Source organism: Arthrobacter sp. K410C (genome assembly GCF_059090105.1).
Genome location: NZ_JBNHFJ010000017.1, coordinates 1 through 17,527, shown reverse-complemented (window position 1 = coordinate 17,527; position 17,527 = coordinate 1). Strand labels below are relative to the sequence as shown.

The following is a 17,527-nucleotide window of genomic DNA, read 5'->3' as shown; positions in this document are numbered from 1 at the left end:
CCATGACAGATTTCAAGACCGCGGTTATCACAGGTGCCGCCAGCGGCATCGGCCGTGCCACCGCAGTGGCTTTTGCGAGGGCTGGGATCCGATCCGTCATCGGCTCGTTTCCCGGCGATCCCCATGACCCCTACGAGACCCTCAACCTTGTTAAAGAAGCCGGGGGAGAAGGCGTCGTCCACGAACTCGACGTACGCAGCGCCAACGAGGTGGATAGGTTCGCACAGCGCGCGGTCGACGAATGGGGGCGCCTTGACATAGCAGTCGCCAACGCAGGAATCGTCCGGTTGCACCCGCTGGACGAACTCACCGACGAGGCGTGGAACGACCTGATGTCGGTCGACCTGGGTGGGGTCATGCGCCTCTTCCGCAGCGCTGCCTCCCGCATGGACCACGGCGGCGCCCTGGTGGGCATTTCTTCCATCTCCGGAGGCGTCTACGGGTGGGCCGACCACGCCCACTACACGGCGGCCAAAGCAGGAGTCCTGGGCCTCTGCAAGGCCCTCGCGGTGGAGCTGGCTCCCCGTGGAATCCGAGTCAACTCCATCATTCCAGGGGTTATCGACACGGCTCAGACCCAGGACAGCACGAATTCATTCGGTCGCGAAGGCCTTGCAACGGCAGGAACGAAAATCCCGGTCGGACGGGTGGGGCGCCCTGAGGAAATTGCCCATGCTGTGAGGTTCTTCAGCAGCGATGAAGCCAGCTACGTAACCGGGCAGCACCTGGTCGTCGATGGCGGGCTAACTGTCTTTATGCCGGTTTCCTGATTGGTTTATCGCGGTTTACGACAGAAAGGCGCAAGACAGATGCCCGACGTGAGAGTACTGGTACTGGGGTCGATGAATGCAGACCTTACGACCACAGTCGGGGGGTTCCCTTCCCCCGGCGAAACCGTCTTGGGGACCGACCTCAGGACAGAACCCGGCGGCAAATCCTCTAATCAGGCAGCGGCGGCTGCGCTGCTGGGAGCGGACGTGAGCCTGGTCGGTGTCGTGGGTGCGGACGAACTGGGTGACCGGCTCATTATTGAGGCCGCGGCAAAAGGCGTCGACACCTCCCGGGTCAGACGAAGCCCGGACAAAAGCACCGGCGCAGCGATGATCGCGGTGAACCAAGACGGCGAAAACACCATCATCGTTTCCCCTGGCGCCAACGCCACCCTCGCACCTGAGGACCTCCCTGACGTGGACCTCGAAGGCGCCCCCATCGTTGTGATGGCACTTGAAGTGCCCCTTCCAACAGTTATTTCCGTCGCGGAACGCGCCGCGTCCGCCGGCGCACAGGTCCTTCTTAACGCTTCGCCGATGCAAGTACTCCCGGCCCAGCTCCTTGGGAACGTTGAGGTGCTGATCATCAATGAAGGCGAGATGCTCGCGCTGCTAGGAGAGCAGGACCTGAGCCGAGGGTGGGACTACTACGCCCGCAGAGTCCTGGACCTAGGACCGAGGTGCGCAATCGTGACCCGAGGCAAGACAGGAGCCGTGGTCTTTGAACCCGGGTGTCAGGCACCCACCGTGACCTGCATCGACGCCGTCCAGGTCACTACCGTTGACACCACAGGATGCGGAGACGCCTTCATGGGCGCTGTCGCTGCCGAGTTGGCGGCCGGACACACCCTGGTTGAGGCAGCCAGAACCGGTGCCCTGGCAGGAGCATGGGCTGCCCAAAACCGGGGCGCTCAGGCCTCCTATGGAAGGCGCAATGACCTCCAAATCCTTCTCTCGGCAGCGAGCCTACAACAATGAGCCCGCATACAACGTCACGGCCGGCGCGGATTCTTATCGCTCCGGATTCCTTCAAGGTTCAGCTACTGCGGAGGCTGTTGCCCGCAATACTGCCCTCGGCTGGTCCTCTGTGCGCGGACAGGACCACATCCAGTTGGCACCCATGGCCGAGGGCGGCGAAGGCACGATCGACGCGCTGAAGTCGGTATATCCGTCTGCGGACCGGCGTGCGATCCGCGTCGTAGGTCCCGGCGGGCAGCCAATGAAGCTGAATGGCTTACCTGCTGCCGGCCTTCGGCTCGCGGGGAAGCAGAGGGGTCGTGGAGCTGGCATCAACCAGCGGCATTACCCTTCTGGAGCGCCTGAGTCCCCTCGATGCCCAAAGCACCGGCTAGGCCCGGTGTCAACGGTGGAGGGCTTTGGGTGGTTTGATTAGTCGGTGCTTCGTCTCAGACGCCTCGTGGTCCTTGTCCTGTTTGCGGTGTGTGTCACCACTGCTTCCTTGTTCTGGCTGCTCGGGCAAACCTCCGTCGACGGCAGTCGGGCCTTTGCTCCACCGCCGCGAGCGGAGGCTGAGGTCGAAATGCTGTCCTCAGGCATGACCACTGCCGTGAACGTCAGCAGAAACCCGGATGCCGATTGGGTTATCCGGGCTGCAGGGCAGACCGGTATCCCTGAGCGTGCGTTGCGGGCGTATGTTGCCGCGGCTGTGACCGTGAATGCTGCTGCTCCTACGTGCGGGATCGGTTGGAACACTGTGGCGGCTGTTGGTTTCGTCGAAACATACGGCGGCGGCAGCCTGACAGCCGCCGGGCAGGTGAGCCGCCCGGTGGTGGGCCCGGTTCTGGACGGTGCCGGATTCGCCGTTATCGCCGACACGGACGCGGGTGCGCTGGACGGGGATATCCGCTGGGACCGATGCAGTTCATTCCTTCCACATGGCAGCTCGTAGGGCGGGACGGGAACGGGGATGGAACGGCGGATCCGTTCACTATCGATGATGCCGCTCTTAGTGCGGCGACCTATCTGTGTGCCGGCGGCCGTGACCTCACAACGGCGGACGGGTGGACCGACGCGATCTCGCCTACAACCAGTCCGATGCCTATATCCGGCAGGTGCGTGACCAGGCGACGGCCTACGCGGCGAAGACAGGCAGCGGGGGATGAGTCCGCGGTTTGATAGCCCTGCTCCGTTGCGTAGGGCGGAACGTCGGAATCGCTTCGCCGGCGGCAGCAGCAGCTGCTCTGGAGAGTGCGGGCTTACCCTTGCTCCTTCAGCAGCACCAGATACGCCCGCCTGGTCCGGCTGCGTAGGGTGCCCTCGCCCCGAGCGCCCGATCCAACACCCTTCGCCGACGACGGTCAAAAAAGACTGTGTACTTTGTCCACACTCTCGGCCCCGTACCGGCTCGGACAGCCCTCGAACCGCTTCGGATTCAGCGTGTTTTCGCGGGTTCCCAGTGTTTGTAAGGGTTGAAGGTAGTTCGAGTCCCACCTCGGGCACAGTGTTTCCGCAGGTCAAAGGCTTTTTCGTCGTTTAGTGTGTACAAAGCTTGACACTTTGGAACTTTAGGAATAGCAGCAGGTTTTGTTGCGGGCCTGACAGCAGCTATCCCTGCTGGCCCCAAAATGCCTGCTCAATAACTGAAGACAAGCACTCTTCGACGGGTTTCCGCCCTCGTACGGCACGTGGGCGGTCTTGCCGAAATCTGTCCTCGCCGGGACTGCCCATTAGATCCTTTGCTGGAGAGCCTGTGCAATCCTCTGTGCTGCTTGAACGACTTTGTCACCATGGTCCTTGCCGGGAGATGCGATGACGCGGGCCAATGGCATGGCAAGGCAGACCGCGGCGACGATTCCCTCGTCGCTTTGTACCGGGGCGCTTACCGATCCCAGTCCTGGTGTTCGAATACCGACTGACTCAATCCAGCCAACTGCAGCCAACTCGGCAAGGGCGTCATCCTCAGCTGCCAGCAGTCTGCCGCTGGATCCTTGGGGGAGGGACAGCCTTGAGCCTGGAGGCATGATCGCGCGGAGTTCGTGCTGGCTGTCGGCGCTGAGCAGGCACACGCGCTCATCTCCCCGTCGCACCCACAGTTGCGCAGTTTCGCCGGTCCGGTCCCGCAGTTCGCGGAGGACTGGCATGCCGGCGTTTTCCAGCGCTGAGCGGACGAACCGGTCGCCCAGCCGGAAGGTGCCGGTATCGGTGCGACGGAGGAACCCGTAGTCAGCCAGTTGCAGTGCCAGTCGGTGCGCCGTGGACACCGAAAGGCCGGTCTGCCGTGACAGCTCACTGGCTGAAACGGCCGACCGACCTACGGCATCAAGGATGGATGCGGCGCGCTCGAGTGTGCGGTTGCTTCCGTTGGTTTCAGGAGATGGCATATGAGAAGCCTATGACGCCCGGCTAACCCTTGGTGGCCACGGACTCCACCATCCATTCGGCCACCACTTTCTGGGAGATGGCTACGTCCAGAACGAAGACGCCTTCGTCGTTGGTGATCAACCAGTCCTGAAGTTGGTCCAGGTCCGCCAGGGTGTTTGCCTTGATTCCATCGGCACCCAAGGCGCGTCCGACGGCGGCGAAGTCCACTTCGTCAATGAGCATCGCCTGGTCATGCAGCCCCTTCACTGCATACTGGTGCAGCTCTGCACCGTACGCGGAGTCGTTGAGCACCACTACCACCCCTTTGCGGGTGGCCCGGAGAAAGGTCTCGAAGTCCGCGAGGCCCATCAATGCGCCGCCATCACCAGTAACCAGCACGGTGGTGCGCTCGGAGCGAGCCACGGAAACTCCCGCAGCGGACCCGAACCCGAGGCCGATCGACTGGAACGCAGTGCCTACGAGGATCATGCCATGCGGATTCGGGACGGACAGATACATGGGTGCCCAGCCCATAAAGTGCCCGCCGTCCATCACAACGGAGCGCTCAGCCGGCAAAATATGCTCCAAAGCGGCGACGACAGCCCGAGGGTTCAGCCGGCCGTCGGGACCAAACTCCTCGGGGTTTTCACTTGGCAGGAACGAGCGGAACTCCGGGCTTGCTACTTCAGGAGCATTGTCCCGCCACGTTGTTGTCGTGGCCGCGGTCACGCCTTCCAGCAGGCCTTCGACGAATGGGCGGATGTCCGCCCGAATGTACTCCACGGACGGCAGGTTACCCGGGTCCGGTTCGTTATCGATCCGGATGATCTTCGTGTCCGCGGGGAACAGGGTGCCATAGCGGGTTTGGAACAGGTTTTGGCTGGCACCCACGACCAGGACCACGTCTGCCTGGCGGGCGATGTCCAGGCGGTGAAGTCTTGTGAAGCCGCCTGCGATGCCCAGGTCCCAGGAGCTGTCGAACGCGTTGGCTGCCATGAGCGAGGTCATGAAGAGCGCGCCGAGGCGGTCCCCGAGCTGGAGAAGGGGAGCCACGGCGTCGGCCAGGAGCATGCCTCGCCCGCCCAGGATCAACGGCCGCTTGCCGGCAGCGAGGAGCTCAGCCACCCGGTCGAGAACGCCGGGATCGGCGGGCCAGGCTGGTTTGGCGGGCATCGGTTCGAGGGGCTGGGTCGCGGACGGCGGGGCCGTAGCCAGGTCGTAAGGGATGGCCAGCACCACGGGCTGGACAGTCTGCAGGGCGAGGTCGAAGGCGCGGTGGGTGATGGCTTCTGCATTGCCGGGGCCGGCGACAAGCGTGAGCACGCCTATAGCTTCCGTCGCTTTGGCTTGGTCGATGTCGAAGGGCCGGGCGCCGGTGGAGGGCGCGTCGCCCACTACCAGGACCAGCGGGATCCGGGCTATCCGGGCTTCGGCGAGGGTGGTATAGGCGTTGGTAAAGCCAGCGCCGTAGGTTGTGGTCGCTGCTGCAATTTTTCCGGTTGCCCGGTAGTAGGCGTCAGCCATAGCGACCGTGGCTGACTCGTGGCGTGCAGAGGTGAAAGGGCTGCCCCGCCGCGTTAGTCGGCTGATGAGGTGGACGTTGCCGTTACCCATGAGGCCGAACAGGTGCCCCGCGCGCTCCGCGACCACGTCGGCGACGATCGCGGCCACGTTGCCTTCATCCGGCAGGGCCGCCGTCTCGCCGGGCATAACTTGGGTGCTGGTACTCGTCATGGCTTTTCTCATTCCTAGGTTTGTCGGCAGGACAGCTTCAGGCGCTAACAGCAACCGGTGCTGCGTCTCGGTGCTGTTGCGTGAGTTCGGTATACGTGAAAGCGTTCTGCCGGCAGTGCTGAATCTCTTCCGGGGTGAGCGGGCGGCGCACTTTGGCCGGCACACCGGGCACTAGAGAGTCCGGGGGTACCTCTGAACCCTCAAGGACCAAAGCGTTGGCAGCGACCAAAGAGCCCGCCCCGATTACGGCACCGTTAAGGACCGTCGCGTTCATACCAATAAGGGCTCCGTCATCCACGGTGCAGCCGTGGAGCACGGCGCAATGCCCGACGCTGACGCCGTTGCCGATTCGGGCAGGATGTCCCGGGTCGGCGTGAATGATGGCGGTGTCCTGAATTTTGCTGACCGCACCGATGCTCATGTCATCGACGTCTGGCCGCACGAAGGCGCTGTAAAAGATTCCCTTTTCCGGGCCAATTGTTGCTGAGTCGACCACGGTCGCTGTCGGAGCAACCCAGGCGTCGGAGGCGATTGAGGGGGTGTGGCCGGTGATGGCCAGGATGTTGTCTGTCATGGTGGTCCTTCATTGGTGCTGGCCCGCGACGGCGGCGCCGGGCTTCGTGCCGGGCGCCGCCGTTGATTCCTGCTGTTAGGCGAGGAATGGGACGATCAGCGACGTCACGAACAGGACCAGCGCGCCGCCGAGGCGGTTGGTCAGGGCTGCGAACGGCATGAGGTGCAGGCGGTTTGCCGCGCTGAGAACTGCTACGTCGCCGCTGCCGCCGGTGTCTGCCATGACCAGGCCCGGGGTGATGGATGCTTCGACGAAGTTGAACTTGACCAGCCATCCCAGGATGCCGGAGGTGAGGGTGGCGATGACGACGGTGCTGATGGTCAGGAGGATGAACAGCGGGTTGCTCAGCGAGGCGAGGACTTCGGTGATGTCGATGTAGGTGAGGCTGACGCCGACCAGGAGTGCGGGAACGAGGACGGTGCCGATAAGGTCGCCCCAGTCGGCGGCGGAATCCTCGACGTCTTGGGGGAGCAGCCCGAAGATTTTGACGACGGCGGCCGCGATGATGGCCCAGGCGTAGGGGTGCAGGCCGCCGGGAAGGAGGGCTGCGATGAGTTCGCCGAAGACAAAGAGGCTGCCCGCGATGAGCAGGCCTTTACCCAGGGCGATGAACGAGGACGTGTCCCGCTTTGGGGGAACGGTGAGTTCGTCGGAACGGCCCTTGATCCGCAGGAGCTGGCCGTGGCCGTTGAAGCCGACGAAGAGCTGCTTTTTCCGCTTGCCCAGGCCGTTATAGATTCCGGCGATGAGGATGCAGACTACGTTGGCCATGACGACGGCGGACATCAGGTCACCCATGAAGGCTGCGGAGTCGCCACCGGTTTTCGCGGCGTACATTTCGGACATCGGCAGGGCGCCAACGCCAAGGCCGCCGGCCATGATGGGGGCTGCGATGAAGAGAATGCCTTCGATGAATCCAAACCCGGTTACTGCGGCCAGGAGCCCGACCAGGACGAAGGTAGCGATGAGGCAACCGATGATGGGTACTGCGAAGCGAGGTCCTGCCTTGAGCAGCAGTGCACGTGGCATGCCAAGGATGGCGCCAGCGATGATGCCGATGACGAAGAAGTCCAGGAAGCCATGGCCGTCGATGAAGTTCTGTACAACGGTGACCAGGTTTTCGGGCATCAAGCCGAAGAAGGCCAGCGTGGCAGGTGCGAAGGTGCACAGGACGGTCGGCAGCCCGAAGTCCCGGACTACCGGGAACAGGTTACCGATCCAGATGAACAGTCCACCGAGCAGCATGGTCGCGGCAAATCCGACCACCATTGTGTCGGGAAGGTTGCCGGTGAGGGCTGCGGCGAGGACGAGGCCCGCAAGGACGAGGTAGAGGGGAGCGGGGACGCTTGAGATTTTGAATCCTAAGCGGCCGGGGTAGTGGGTGCCCGGCCGGGCGCCAACAGTTTTGGTGACGGGGTGTTCGATACCGCCGGCGGGGCCGGGGCTTGTCTCGCTCATGGCGTCATCCGTTAGTTCGCTGGGAGTTTCCGTGGTTCCTGGGTTTGTTGACATCATCGTCTCCGGAATGGTGGGTGGGAACTGCTTGTGGAAGGGGATTAGGAAGCGTTGTGTGGTTGAGCAGGGGGAGTCGGTCGGGAGTTTTAGCGCGCCGGATCCAGCAGCGCGGCGGGGGAGTGCGCTACCACCTCGCGGGCAAGGCGTACGGCGTCGGCCAGGCGGTCCTCGTCGATGCCTGTCTCGTGGCCGGCATAGTGCAGGTAGCGGACCAGCTCTTCGGTCGCGATGTTGCCGTGGGCGCCGGGTGCGAAGGGGCACCCGCCGTAGCCGCCCAGGGCGGCGTCAAAGCGGACGACGCCAGCACCTACGGCAGCGCCCGCTGTTGCCAATGCCTGGTGGTGGGCGTTGTGCAGGTGGAGGTAGTAAGTCAGATCCGGTTCGGCGTCGCGGACGTGGTACAGGCTGGCCAGCACCTTTTCGGTGGGCGTGGTGCCCAAGGTATCGGCCAGGCCGACGTCCTTGATTCCCATGTCCGAGAAGGCTCGGACCACGCGGAGCAGGTACTCGGGGTCGATGCTGCCCTCGAAGGGGCAGGTAAAGGCAGTGGAAATGCCCGCGAAGAAACGGGTTTCCGGGTACCGGCTAACCGTTGCGCCGATGCCGGCGAGAGCGTCCTCGATGGCTTGCCCGGCATTCGCATTGCTGTGCGCCTGGCTCGCGGATGTGACTACCTGGACATCGGTGGCGCCGGCCTCGACGGCCCGTTCGATACCCTTCCCATTAAGGGCCAGACTCGTGTAGGTGACGCCGTCCACCAAAGGTAGTGAGGAGATGACGTCGGCGGCATCCGCCATCTGCGGAACCCGTTTCGGGTTTACGAACGACGCGGCTTCGATGCGCTTGATCCCTGCCGCGACCAGGGCCTGGGCTATTTCCAGCTTGTGGGCAGTGGAAACGATGACTGCTTCGTCCTGCAACCCATCGCGCAGGAAAACGTCAGTGACCTGTACTTTCATTTAGCCACGTCCTGCAGACCGAGCCCGGCGACCTCGTCCGCGCTCATGCCGGCGAGTTGCTGAAGGACCTCGTCGGTGTGCTGTCCCAGGTCCGGTCCTACCCACTTAACGCGGCCCTCGTGGCCCGGAATTTTCGGGACCACGCCGGGGAAGCGGATCAGCTCGGGCTCGTTTTCGATGACCACCTCGTGGGTCTGGATCATGTCGCGGGCAAGGTAGTGCTTGTCCGCAGCAATGCTGGGAGCGTCGTAGACGGGCCCCGCCGGGACGCCCGCGTCGTCCAGCTTGTCCAGGACCTCAGCTAGGGGCATGCTGCCGGTCCAGGCGGAGATGGCGCCGTTCAGCTCTTCCTCGCGCGCACCGCGGCCCTGAGTAGTAAGGAGGGTTTCGTCCTCGGCCAGGTCCTCCCGGCCGATCGCCCGCATAAGGCGGACGAACACGGAGTTGGAGTTACCCCCAATGACGACCTCGAGGTTGTCGCCGCAAAGGTAGGACCCGGTGGGCACGACACCGGGCAGGGCGCCGCCGGTGCGCTTCCGGACCATGCCGTACGCGTCGTAGTCCGGTACGAGCGATTCGAGGAGGCTGAAGACGCCTTCGTAGAGTGCGACGTCGACTACCTGGGAGGTGTCGGTCTTCTGCCCGCGGGCTTTCTGGAGCATGAGCATCAGGGCGCCGATCACCCCGTAAAGGCCAGCGACCGTATCGCCCAGGCTGGCCGCCGCACGCCCTGCCGGCCGGTCCGGCTCGCCCGTGACGTAGCGCAAACCTGCGAAGGACTCTGCGGAGCTGCCGAACCCGGCGCGGTTCTTGTAGGGGCCGGTTTGGCCGTAGCCGGAGATCCGGACCATCACAATCCCGGGGTTGAGCTCCTGAAGAACGTCCGGCCCAATACCCCACTTTTCGAGGGTTCCGGGACGGAAGTTTTCGATCACCACGTCACACTGGGCCGCGATCTTCTTGACTGCCTCACGCCCGCCCTCGGAACGCAGGTCCAAGGCAACGGATTTCTTGTTCCGGCCGATAGTACGGAACAGCATCGAGGTCGTTCCCCGGGTCTTGCGCCAGTCGCGCAACTCATCGCCGCCCTGGGGCTTTTCGATTTTGATGACTTCAGCTCCGAAATCACCAAAAATCCGGGCCGCGAACGGTCCAGCGATAAAGCTGCCGAGCTCCAGCACGCGAATGCCCTGAAGCGGGAGGGAGTTCCCCTCAAGAAGAAGCTGCTGCGTCATGTCATTCCTGCCTGCGTCGTTGAGTGCAAATTACTCGCCGTATTCCCACTCAGTGGGATAGTATTGTCAGCAAGCGGATAGACAATAGCAGCCGATTGTGACGCGCGCAACAGGCAGGTGCGGTTCAGGTCGGTCGGGCGAACAGGCGCTGCCTGACTAGGAGGTCCCTGTCTGCCATTTCCTTTCCCGACCCTTTCTGATGCCATTCCCGCCGAATTTGCCTTGTGAGCCAAGTCATCTTCTGCTACCGTCTTCCCACTTAGCAAATAAGGATTCCCACTGCATGGGAAAGGCACTTGGGTGCAGCTGTCGCGTAGGCGCGGCTTGCTGTCCTGAGGCAGACACTCTGCGCCGGAGCGCGCGCACTTAGCAAGGCAGGAAGACCAATGACTCACTATGACATCGCTGTCATTCCCGGAGACGGAATCGGAACTGAAGTCGTCGACGCGGCTCTGTCGGTACTGAAGGAATGCGAAACGCGCTACGGGCTGAAGCTCAGTTACACGTTCTACGACTTCAGCGCAGACCTCTACCGGCGCACCGGAAGAAAGATTACTGCAGCCGATATGGATGAAATCGGCAAAGCAGACGCTGTTCTGTTCGGCGCGATGGGGCTCCCGGACGTGCGAGGACCAGAGGGCCTTGAACTTGGCGCCCAGGTTGAAATGCGGTCCCACTACGGACTCTTCTCCAGCCTCCGGCCGGTCCGCCTTTTCCCGGGGGTCGAGAGCCCCGTCAAGGTGAAGAACATCGACATGCTCGTCATCCGTGAAACGTCCGAAGGAATGTTCGCCGGACTGGCCGATCACCATGAGCCCAGTGACGACAGTGCCAGTGACCGTATGACGATCACCCGGGCCACGTGCGAGAAGCTCTTCGACGTTGCATTTTCCCAAGCGCGCGCCCGCCGCAAACGCGGCACCCCGGGACACGTAACGCTGCTGCACAAATCGAACGCCCTGCGCAGCAACGTTCTTATGGAGAAGGTTTTCGACGAAGTCGCCGCCAAAAACTCCGACATCGGAAGCGCAAAGTACTACATCGATGCCGGATCCATGTACATGGTGACCGACCCGGATCGCTACGACGTCGTCGTCTCAGAGAACATCTTCGGCGACATCCTTTCAGAGATCGCCGCCGGACTCGTCGGCGGTCTCGGCGTCGCGCCTTCTGCCGACGTCAGCCTCACACACGGCGTGTTCCAGCCCTCACACGGCAGTGCGCCCGATATCGCGGGCAAGGGCATCGCAAACCCGACCGCGATGATCCTTTCTGCTGCGATGATGCTGGAGTGGCTGGGCGAACGCCATGGAGATGACCTCTGCACCCAGGCGGCACAGAACATCCAAAGCGCCGTCGAGTTGGCACTCCTGACGGGACCCCTGGCACGTGACCTGGGCGGGAAAGCCGACACCCAGGAAGTGCTGGAGACCGTCCTCAACGCCTTGCCGGCATAGCTGCTAGGTAGGCGGCCCGCGCGCCCTGCCGTGGCTATGACCGTCCAGCACCCCTCGCGGACACCCGTGCTCTGCCTGCTCAGAGCGCCATGTCGCCACCGACAGACCTTGACTCAAGAAAGATGCCACCAATGACATACAAAGTTTTGTTCGTAAACCCACTGAACGATTACATCGACCGTATTCTGGAATCGACACCAGAGGGTTTCACCGTGAAAGTGATGCCTCTATCAGCGGACGTGGCGGAAATTTGCCGTGAAGCCGAAGACGCCGATTTCCTGATCTCCGGCGTCGATGTTCCCGAAGAGGTGTTCCGCGCCGCCAGGAACGTGCAGTTTATTCAATACATGAGCTCCGGCTACGGGCAGCTTCCGGTCACCGTCCTTGACGAACTCGGCGTTCCGGTTGCCCAGATGAAGACCCACTCCATCTCTGTAGCGGAACACGCCCTGACGTTGATGCTGACGGTAATGCGGCGGATTCCAGCGTCCACCCAGCTGCTGCGCGACGGAAAGTGGCGCGAGGACCTGGACGAGACGTCCTACTCGGAGCTGTACAACAAAACAGTCGGCATAGTCGGTCTGGGAAATATCGGACGCTGGATCGGCAAGATCGTCCACCACGGTTTCGGCGCCAACGTGGTCTTCTACGACAACGCGGAGATCCCGTTGACCATTTCGGAACTGATCCCGGCCCGCGCCGTCCCGTTGGAAGAGCTCATGGCGGTGTCCGACGTCGTCTGCCTGAGTCTTCCCTTGAACGCGCAATCGAACAAGTTGATCGGGCGGGACGAACTTGCTCTGATGAAGCGCAGTGGCGTTCTCGTCAATGTCGGCCGCGGCGAAGTCGTGGACCAGGACGCGCTCATCGAGTTCGTGCGCGAGGGGCGCATCGCAGGGGCCGGACTCGACGTCTACGACAAGGAGCCACTGAACACCGCCAGTGAACTGCTGAACATGGAACAGGTGGTCTGCACGCCCCACATGGCAGGCGTCGGCTGGGAAAACGTCCAGCGCCGCATCGCGACCGTGTGGCAGAACTTCGACGCGGTCCTCCGTGGCGATATTCCAAGCGGAGTCGTAACGGCGACGAAGCGCGCGGTCAGCGTCACGACCGTTTAGAGTCCCGGGCGGAGCCGCGGCAGCCCGGCGGCTCCGCCCGGACCTTGGCCGAAGTAGCGCGGCCGAGGGGCACCAGGCAAGCCGTACGGTCCTGCAGTTTTAATGGAGCGAAGCCGATGCCTCTCAGCGCGGTAGTCCAACAACCTGTTGGACTACCGGCGTGCGCCTTTTCAAGTTGACGTCGCGGTAAGCTTTCCCGCCCCGCTTAATCCAGAGCACCTTGGCCGGGGGGGGGGGGGGCTATTGAGCCTCTAACGTCCTGAGAGGGCTAATCGAAGGGCGATGCTTTGTAGGCGGTGTTTTTGTTCATGTTCCAGCCGGCGACGAGGCCTGAGCCGATCATTTGGTCCTGAGGCGGGCGAGGCGGTAGGCGGGGTCGTTGCCGAGGGCGAGTTGGAGGAATTGATGGGCTTTGCTGCCTTTGCCTTCCCACCAGTTGATGTAACCGATGGCGGTCAGGACCGGTGCTGCGTGTTCTCCGCTGGTTAGAAGCCGGATTATGGTGCCGGGCTCCTCGCCGTATCCAAAATTGAGCTTGGGCTGTTGGGTGCGCTGCTCTTAGAGCACTAGACTCGCTGCACTGGTTTGGCTGGTGTGGCGGATGTTGGGGGCGACGTGGGTTCTGACTTACGGCTTTTGCGGCAGTATGGCATTGTGCCCGAAGACTGGCGCTGGTTTGGCGCCCATCGCCCCGCGCAGTTGACAGCTACTCCGCGTTATCGGGCTACGGTCGCGCGGGTCCTGCTTGGATCTCTACTGCGGATCGTCCTGGTTATTGTGTCCGTAGTGCTCGCGATGCCGGCGATCACCTTGCTGTCCATCGTGACTCGTTTGAGCCTTTATCAACTGGCCCCGCTTACTCTTGCAGTTCTGGTGACCGGCTCGGTCCTCATCGTCGTCATTCTGGCTAAGTGGGTCAGGAGTATGCGGAATGCCAGGGCGGAAGCTCTTCGTGAGGAGTTGGGCGGCCGCGTGTTTGGTTCACCGGGGATGGTACTGGCTGCCGTCGAAAAGTATGGACGGGGGAGAGTCGAGGCCGGTGCACGGGGAGAAATGAGCACAGCCCTGCTCCTGGAGCTGTTGCTGCGAATTCCGGGCGTCACGGTTTACCACGGCCTGCAATTTCCCGGGAACGATGACGCAGACGTGGACCACGCCGTTGTCTTCCGAAACATCGTCTACCTGCTGGATTCCAAGCTCTACCGGTGGGGGCAATACGAATGGAGCATTAGCGGAGAGAAAGATCTCATCGCCCGCTCCGACGGTTATGGACGAGGCACAGCCAACTGGATGCACGTCGCTGCCCACGGCTACCAAAGGCTGCTGGGTCCACAAGTCGAAGTCGTTCCCATGGTGCTCATTCACGGTCGCAAAGTGTCAGTTGGGCAAAGAAGTCTCTCCTCCCGCGGCGTGCATATGTTGACAGCTGGCGAAGCGATGGAGCGGATCGGCAACACGATTCACGGCGCGCTCGAGATCGGAAAGGACAACCCCGCCGTCCGGGATGCCCTGGCAGGAAAGTTGAAAGCGGCCTGAGCCTGATGCCCGTTTGGACGTTTTAGCCGGCACCGGCGGTTTAGCATCCGTCCAGGCTGGCGGCCTTAATTTACGCAAATCGACGTGTGGACATTGTCCACACTCTTTGTCGCTGACTGCTTCTTACTCGCCGCGAACTTACCCGGATTCCGCATGTTTTCGCGGGTTCCCAGTGTTTTCAAGGGCACGGAAGACAGTCCGAGTCCTACCTCGTCGACTTTCTTGATGCGAAATGGGCTCGATCGCCCGAATCCTGTGCCAGCAAGCCAAAATTCCACCCCTTAGATAGGCTGTCCCGGTGACAGACGAGATAGAGTGGCCCGCCTTGCCAGCTCCTCACGCGCGCGGCCAGGGCTGCGGCCGTTACCGTCTCGCGCGCTGGCGCTAATCCGCCCACGCGTGCCGAACTCGACTGCATTGAAACCGCCGCAGAGGACGCTCCTGCCGTCGGGTGCGGAGCTTGACAGCAACTGAAAGGCAGCCATGAAAACGCATGATCCATTTGCACCAACATCCGGGATCGAATCCTTCGAAGTCATCAGCGAATCCTTCGAGGATGGCCAGGTTCTTCCGGAAGCCCAACGCAGCGCCGTCCTGGGAGCCGGCGGGCGGGACGAATCGCCCCAACTCACCTGGTCGGGCGCGCCCGAGGGAACCAGGAGCTACGCAGTCACCGTCTTCGACCCCGATGCCCCAGGCGCGGGCTACTGGCATTGGGCTGTGGTGAACATCCCGGCAGACGTCACCTCCCTCCCGGCCGGTGCAGGTTCCCGGGACAACTCCCGGTTACCGTCTGGTGCAGTGCAATTGAAGAACGATGCCGGATTTGCCGGTTTCGTGGGAGCTGCCCCGCCTCCCGGGCACGGTCAGCACCGGTATTTGCTGGTGGTCCACGCCATGGATGTTGAACGGCTGGACCTTCGCACTGATGACACCCCGGCCGCCCTGCAATCCGCGCTCTCCACCCACACCTTGGGCCGGGCGAGGCTGACGGGAACCTTCGAACGCCGCTAGCGTGTCTCCAAAGCCCTGAGGCGGTGTCCGGAATGCGTGATGGGTGTCTCGTATTTCTATGTTTTGACTGATGAGCAGTGGGCCCTTATTTAGCCGTTGCTGCCGTCTTCTATTGGTCGCCGGGGTCGCCCCTTCCGGGACGACCGGCGGGTGGTCGAGGGCATTATTTACCGATACCGCTGCGGGATCGCTTGGCGGGATGTGCCGGCCGAGTTGGTCCGTGGCAGACGCTTTGGAAGCGGCACCGCCGCTACAGCGGTGACGGAACTTGGGACAGTATCCTGGCCGCGCTGTTGACGGTCGTGGATCGGCGTTGCCAACTTAACTGAGACAGGACCCTTGCTGGTACTGTTTTGGTACCATTGGTGGATGGCTATGAATCTGCGTGTTCCCGAAGATCTTGATCGGCGTTTGGACCAGCTGGCTGCCGCGGAACATACGTCCAAGTCCGCGCTTCTGTTGCAGGGAGCCGAGTTGGTTCTGCAGCGCCACGCGCGCCGACGTGAAATCAGCGCAGGTCTTGATTTTGTTATGAGTCATGACGCTGATCTGCTGAAGCGCCTTGAAGACGCGTGACAGCGTACCTGGACATTGAGGATGCACTTCAGGTAGTTGATCGGTACGGCTTCCATATCCGTGATGTCGGGTTGTTGGCCTCAGCATTGGCCAGGCCGGCTACGACTGTCATGGGCGCGGAAGCCTATCCGGAACTCGCGGTGAAGGCGGCAGCCTTGTTGGAGTCGGTCGCCCGGTTCCATCCACTCATTGATGGCAACAAACGGACGGCGTGGACGCTCATGGTGCTGCTGCTGTGGATCGACGGTTACCGGCATGACTTCGCCACGGATGAAGGCTTCGACCTCGTCGTCGGAGTCGCCGCGGGCACTATCGACCTGCCGAACGCTGCCGTCGAGATTTCCAGGCATCTGGTGCCCCGGTAGTCCTCCAGCGCCCCCGAAAGGGGGTGTGGACAATGCCCACACTTTTCGTCTCGTACTGGGCCAAACAGCCTTCGGACTGGCTAGGATTCCGCATGTTTTCGCGGGTTCCCAGTGTTTACAAGGGCTGGAATGCAGTTCGAGTCCCACCTCGGGCACAGCGTATCCCCTCGTCAGAGGGGTTCTTGCTTTAACGTGTTGACATAGCTTGTGGTCCCGTCCCTCTGACGGTATGGCGCGGGCTGTGGCCTAGCCGCCGCGGTGGCCTATTCAGGTGTGTGGGGTGGCGGGTTCAGTCCCTGGCTAGTGGGTCTTCCGGCTGCTGTGGTGGGCTTAAGGCTTCCTCGTTTCGGTTCTGTCTGGTTGGTCGGGGGGGTGGCCAACACCTATTCATGGTCCGGGTCTGCGGGCACGACATGACGCCGCCGACGTTCGTGCAAAACTTCGTGAAGGGGTTCCCCACCATGCGTCAGAGAGGGCGCCTGTCTCTCTTTTGTTCTGCCAAAGGGGGTGTGGACAGTGTCCACACTTATGTCTGTTTTATGGAGTCGCTCTTGCGACGTGGGCCTGGAAGAGAATCTCGGATCGCCAGTGGAATGTAGCCCTGATGGCGCAGGGGAGCCGCCCGGGGACCCTGAAGTTCGATGTGACTGTTAGCTAGCTGCGTTGGCTTCTGGTCGCAGCATCGATCCAGAGCCTTTTTAGCCTGATGTCAGAAATGACCCAGGTGCAGGCTTGACGTCAGGTTTGGGTGTAAGACAAAGTCACTTCAGTCGATTCTGCTGATGCTGTGTACTTCGGTATCGAATAGTTTGCGTTCACCCAGCTCCACGAACATCCACAGCTTGCCTTGCGCAGGGGCAGCGATGTCGACGATGCCCCGCCATTGCTGGCCCGTTCGCCTGTCTTTGCTTCGGCTTTGTCTCCTGAGTGGAGCATCAACAGGAGCTCGAGTTCATCTCGTGACATTTTGATAGGCGCCGGGTCGAGTGGGTCTGGATCCGAGCTGTTGATATTGGTGGATAGATGCTCTTCTGGGCAGTGATGCCTGGCCCTCATATTCGTTATCCGCAGCGTCTCAACCCAGGACCTCGGGGCTGGTAGCCGCAGTTGCCTTTTGGGCAGGTACCAGTTCCGGGGCTGCTGCAGGCCCGGATCCGGTTGAGCGGGGTGCCGGCGGTGCAGCAGCTGCGTGTTCGGCGAGGACTCCGGTCTGGTGCCGGATCTTCAGGCGGTACAGCAGGGTCCCGCCTACAGCGACGGCGCCCACGAAGAGCACCCCGCCCCACTGCAGGTACCACTCAAAGGGCGGCACCGAGTTGTAGATCTCCGGCCGCGGCCAGATCAGGTTCA

Annotated in this window: 16 protein-coding genes and 3 pseudogenes; 12 read left to right on the top strand and 7 right to left on the bottom strand. The window is 62.3% G+C overall.

Annotation, left to right across the window (positions count from 1 at the left end; translation table 11 throughout):
- Positions 1 to 2 precede the first annotated feature (2 nt).
- The 4 genes from AC5RU7_RS17915 to AC5RU7_RS17900 all read left to right on the top strand — a co-directional run bounded on the left by AC5RU7_RS17915 (position 3) and on the right by AC5RU7_RS17900 (position 2,679).
- Positions 3 to 770, top strand: a complete 768-nt coding sequence (locus AC5RU7_RS17915) for an SDR family NAD(P)-dependent oxidoreductase (RefSeq protein ID WP_494053362.1) — start codon at positions 3 to 5, stop codon at positions 768 to 770.
- A 39-nt stretch (positions 771 to 809) separates the two neighbouring features.
- Entirely contained in the window at positions 810 to 1,748 is a 939-nt protein-coding gene (locus tag AC5RU7_RS17910) for a ribokinase (RefSeq protein WP_494053361.1), read from the top strand.
- A complete protein-coding gene (locus AC5RU7_RS17905; RefSeq protein WP_494053360.1) occupies positions 1,693 to 2,163 on the top strand; it encodes a glycerate kinase in 471 nt (156 codons plus the stop codon). The genes AC5RU7_RS17910 and AC5RU7_RS17905 overlap by 56 nt, the downstream gene beginning before the upstream one ends.
- Before the next feature lie 162 nt (positions 2,164 to 2,325).
- Complete coding sequence (locus AC5RU7_RS17900; protein ID WP_494053359.1) at positions 2,326 to 2,679, top strand: hypothetical protein; 354 nt, start codon at positions 2,326 to 2,328, stop codon at positions 2,677 to 2,679.
- Positions 2,680 to 3,457: 778 nt separating this feature from the next.
- Here AC5RU7_RS17900 and AC5RU7_RS17895 read toward each other — a convergent pair.
- The 6 genes from AC5RU7_RS17895 to AC5RU7_RS17870 form a co-directional block, all read right to left on the bottom strand.
- A complete protein-coding gene (locus AC5RU7_RS17895) occupies positions 3,458 to 4,111 on the bottom strand; it encodes an IclR family transcriptional regulator (RefSeq protein WP_494053358.1) in 654 nt (217 codons plus the stop codon).
- Positions 4,112 to 4,133: 22 nt separating this feature from the next.
- Complete coding sequence (locus tag AC5RU7_RS17890) at positions 4,134 to 5,825, bottom strand: thiamine pyrophosphate-binding protein (RefSeq protein ID WP_494053357.1); 1,692 nt, start codon at positions 5,823 to 5,825, stop codon at positions 4,134 to 4,136.
- Between the two features lie 37 nt (positions 5,826 to 5,862).
- Positions 5,863 to 6,399 carry a gamma carbonic anhydrase family protein gene (locus AC5RU7_RS17885; protein ID WP_377191664.1) on the bottom strand — a complete coding sequence of 179 codons (537 nt, stop codon included), beginning with the start codon at positions 6,397 to 6,399 and terminating at the stop codon, positions 5,863 to 5,865.
- Between the two features lie 75 nt (positions 6,400 to 6,474).
- On the bottom strand, positions 6,475 to 7,857 hold the full coding sequence (locus AC5RU7_RS17880; RefSeq protein WP_377191666.1) for a 2-hydroxycarboxylate transporter family protein: 1,383 nt from the start codon (positions 7,855 to 7,857) through the stop codon (positions 6,475 to 6,477).
- A 143-nt stretch (positions 7,858 to 8,000) separates the two neighbouring features.
- Positions 8,001 to 8,873, bottom strand: a complete 873-nt coding sequence (locus AC5RU7_RS17875; protein WP_494053356.1) for a hydroxymethylglutaryl-CoA lyase — start codon at positions 8,871 to 8,873, stop codon at positions 8,001 to 8,003.
- The gene (locus AC5RU7_RS17870) at positions 8,870 to 10,108 is read right to left on the bottom strand and encodes a CaiB/BaiF CoA transferase family protein (RefSeq protein WP_377191670.1); all 1,239 of its coding nucleotides are present in this window, start codon (positions 10,106 to 10,108) and stop codon (positions 8,870 to 8,872) included. Before AC5RU7_RS17870 ends, AC5RU7_RS17875 begins: the two co-directional genes overlap by 4 nt.
- Positions 10,109 to 10,494: 386 nt before the next feature.
- On the opposite strand from AC5RU7_RS17870, the gene AC5RU7_RS17865 reads away from it, so the two are divergent.
- The 8 genes and pseudogenes from AC5RU7_RS17865 to AC5RU7_RS17830 all read left to right on the top strand — a co-directional run bounded on the left by AC5RU7_RS17865 (position 10,495) and on the right by AC5RU7_RS17830 (position 16,177).
- Positions 10,495 to 11,565 carry an isocitrate/isopropylmalate dehydrogenase family protein gene (locus AC5RU7_RS17865; RefSeq protein WP_377191672.1) on the top strand — a complete coding sequence of 357 codons (1,071 nt, stop codon included), beginning with the start codon at positions 10,495 to 10,497 and terminating at the stop codon, positions 11,563 to 11,565.
- 131 nt (positions 11,566 to 11,696) lie between these two features.
- Entirely contained in the window at positions 11,697 to 12,686 is a 990-nt protein-coding gene (locus AC5RU7_RS17860) for an NAD(P)-dependent oxidoreductase (RefSeq protein ID WP_494053355.1), read from the top strand.
- A gap of 654 nt (positions 12,687 to 13,340) precedes the next feature.
- Positions 13,341 to 14,222: an NERD domain-containing protein gene (locus AC5RU7_RS17855; RefSeq protein WP_494053354.1), complete on the top strand. Its 882-nt coding sequence runs from the start codon at positions 13,341 to 13,343 to the stop codon at positions 14,220 to 14,222.
- A 329-nt stretch (positions 14,223 to 14,551) separates the two neighbouring features.
- Positions 14,552 to 14,686: pseudogene (locus tag AC5RU7_RS17850) on the top strand (carbohydrate kinase); the annotation flags it as partial.
- A gap of 19 nt (positions 14,687 to 14,705) precedes the next feature.
- Entirely contained in the window at positions 14,706 to 15,236 is a 531-nt protein-coding gene (locus AC5RU7_RS17845) for a YbhB/YbcL family Raf kinase inhibitor-like protein (protein WP_494053353.1), read from the top strand.
- A gap of 39 nt (positions 15,237 to 15,275) precedes the next feature.
- A pseudogene (locus AC5RU7_RS17840) lies at positions 15,276 to 15,544 on the top strand (transposase); the annotation flags it as partial.
- 61 nt (positions 15,545 to 15,605) lie between these two features.
- Positions 15,606 to 15,812, top strand: coding sequence for a ribbon-helix-helix protein, CopG family (locus AC5RU7_RS17835; protein ID WP_494053352.1), 207 nt, complete (start codon positions 15,606 to 15,608; stop codon positions 15,810 to 15,812).
- Positions 15,809 to 16,177: a type II toxin-antitoxin system death-on-curing family toxin gene (locus tag AC5RU7_RS17830; RefSeq protein WP_494053351.1), complete on the top strand. Its 369-nt coding sequence runs from the start codon at positions 15,809 to 15,811 to the stop codon at positions 16,175 to 16,177. The genes AC5RU7_RS17835 and AC5RU7_RS17830 overlap by 4 nt, the downstream gene beginning before the upstream one ends.
- A gap of 1,075 nt (positions 16,178 to 17,252) precedes the next feature.
- On the opposite strand, the pseudogene AC5RU7_RS17825 reads toward AC5RU7_RS17830, so the two are convergent.
- Positions 17,253 to 17,527: pseudogene (locus AC5RU7_RS17825) on the bottom strand (amino acid permease); the annotation flags it as partial.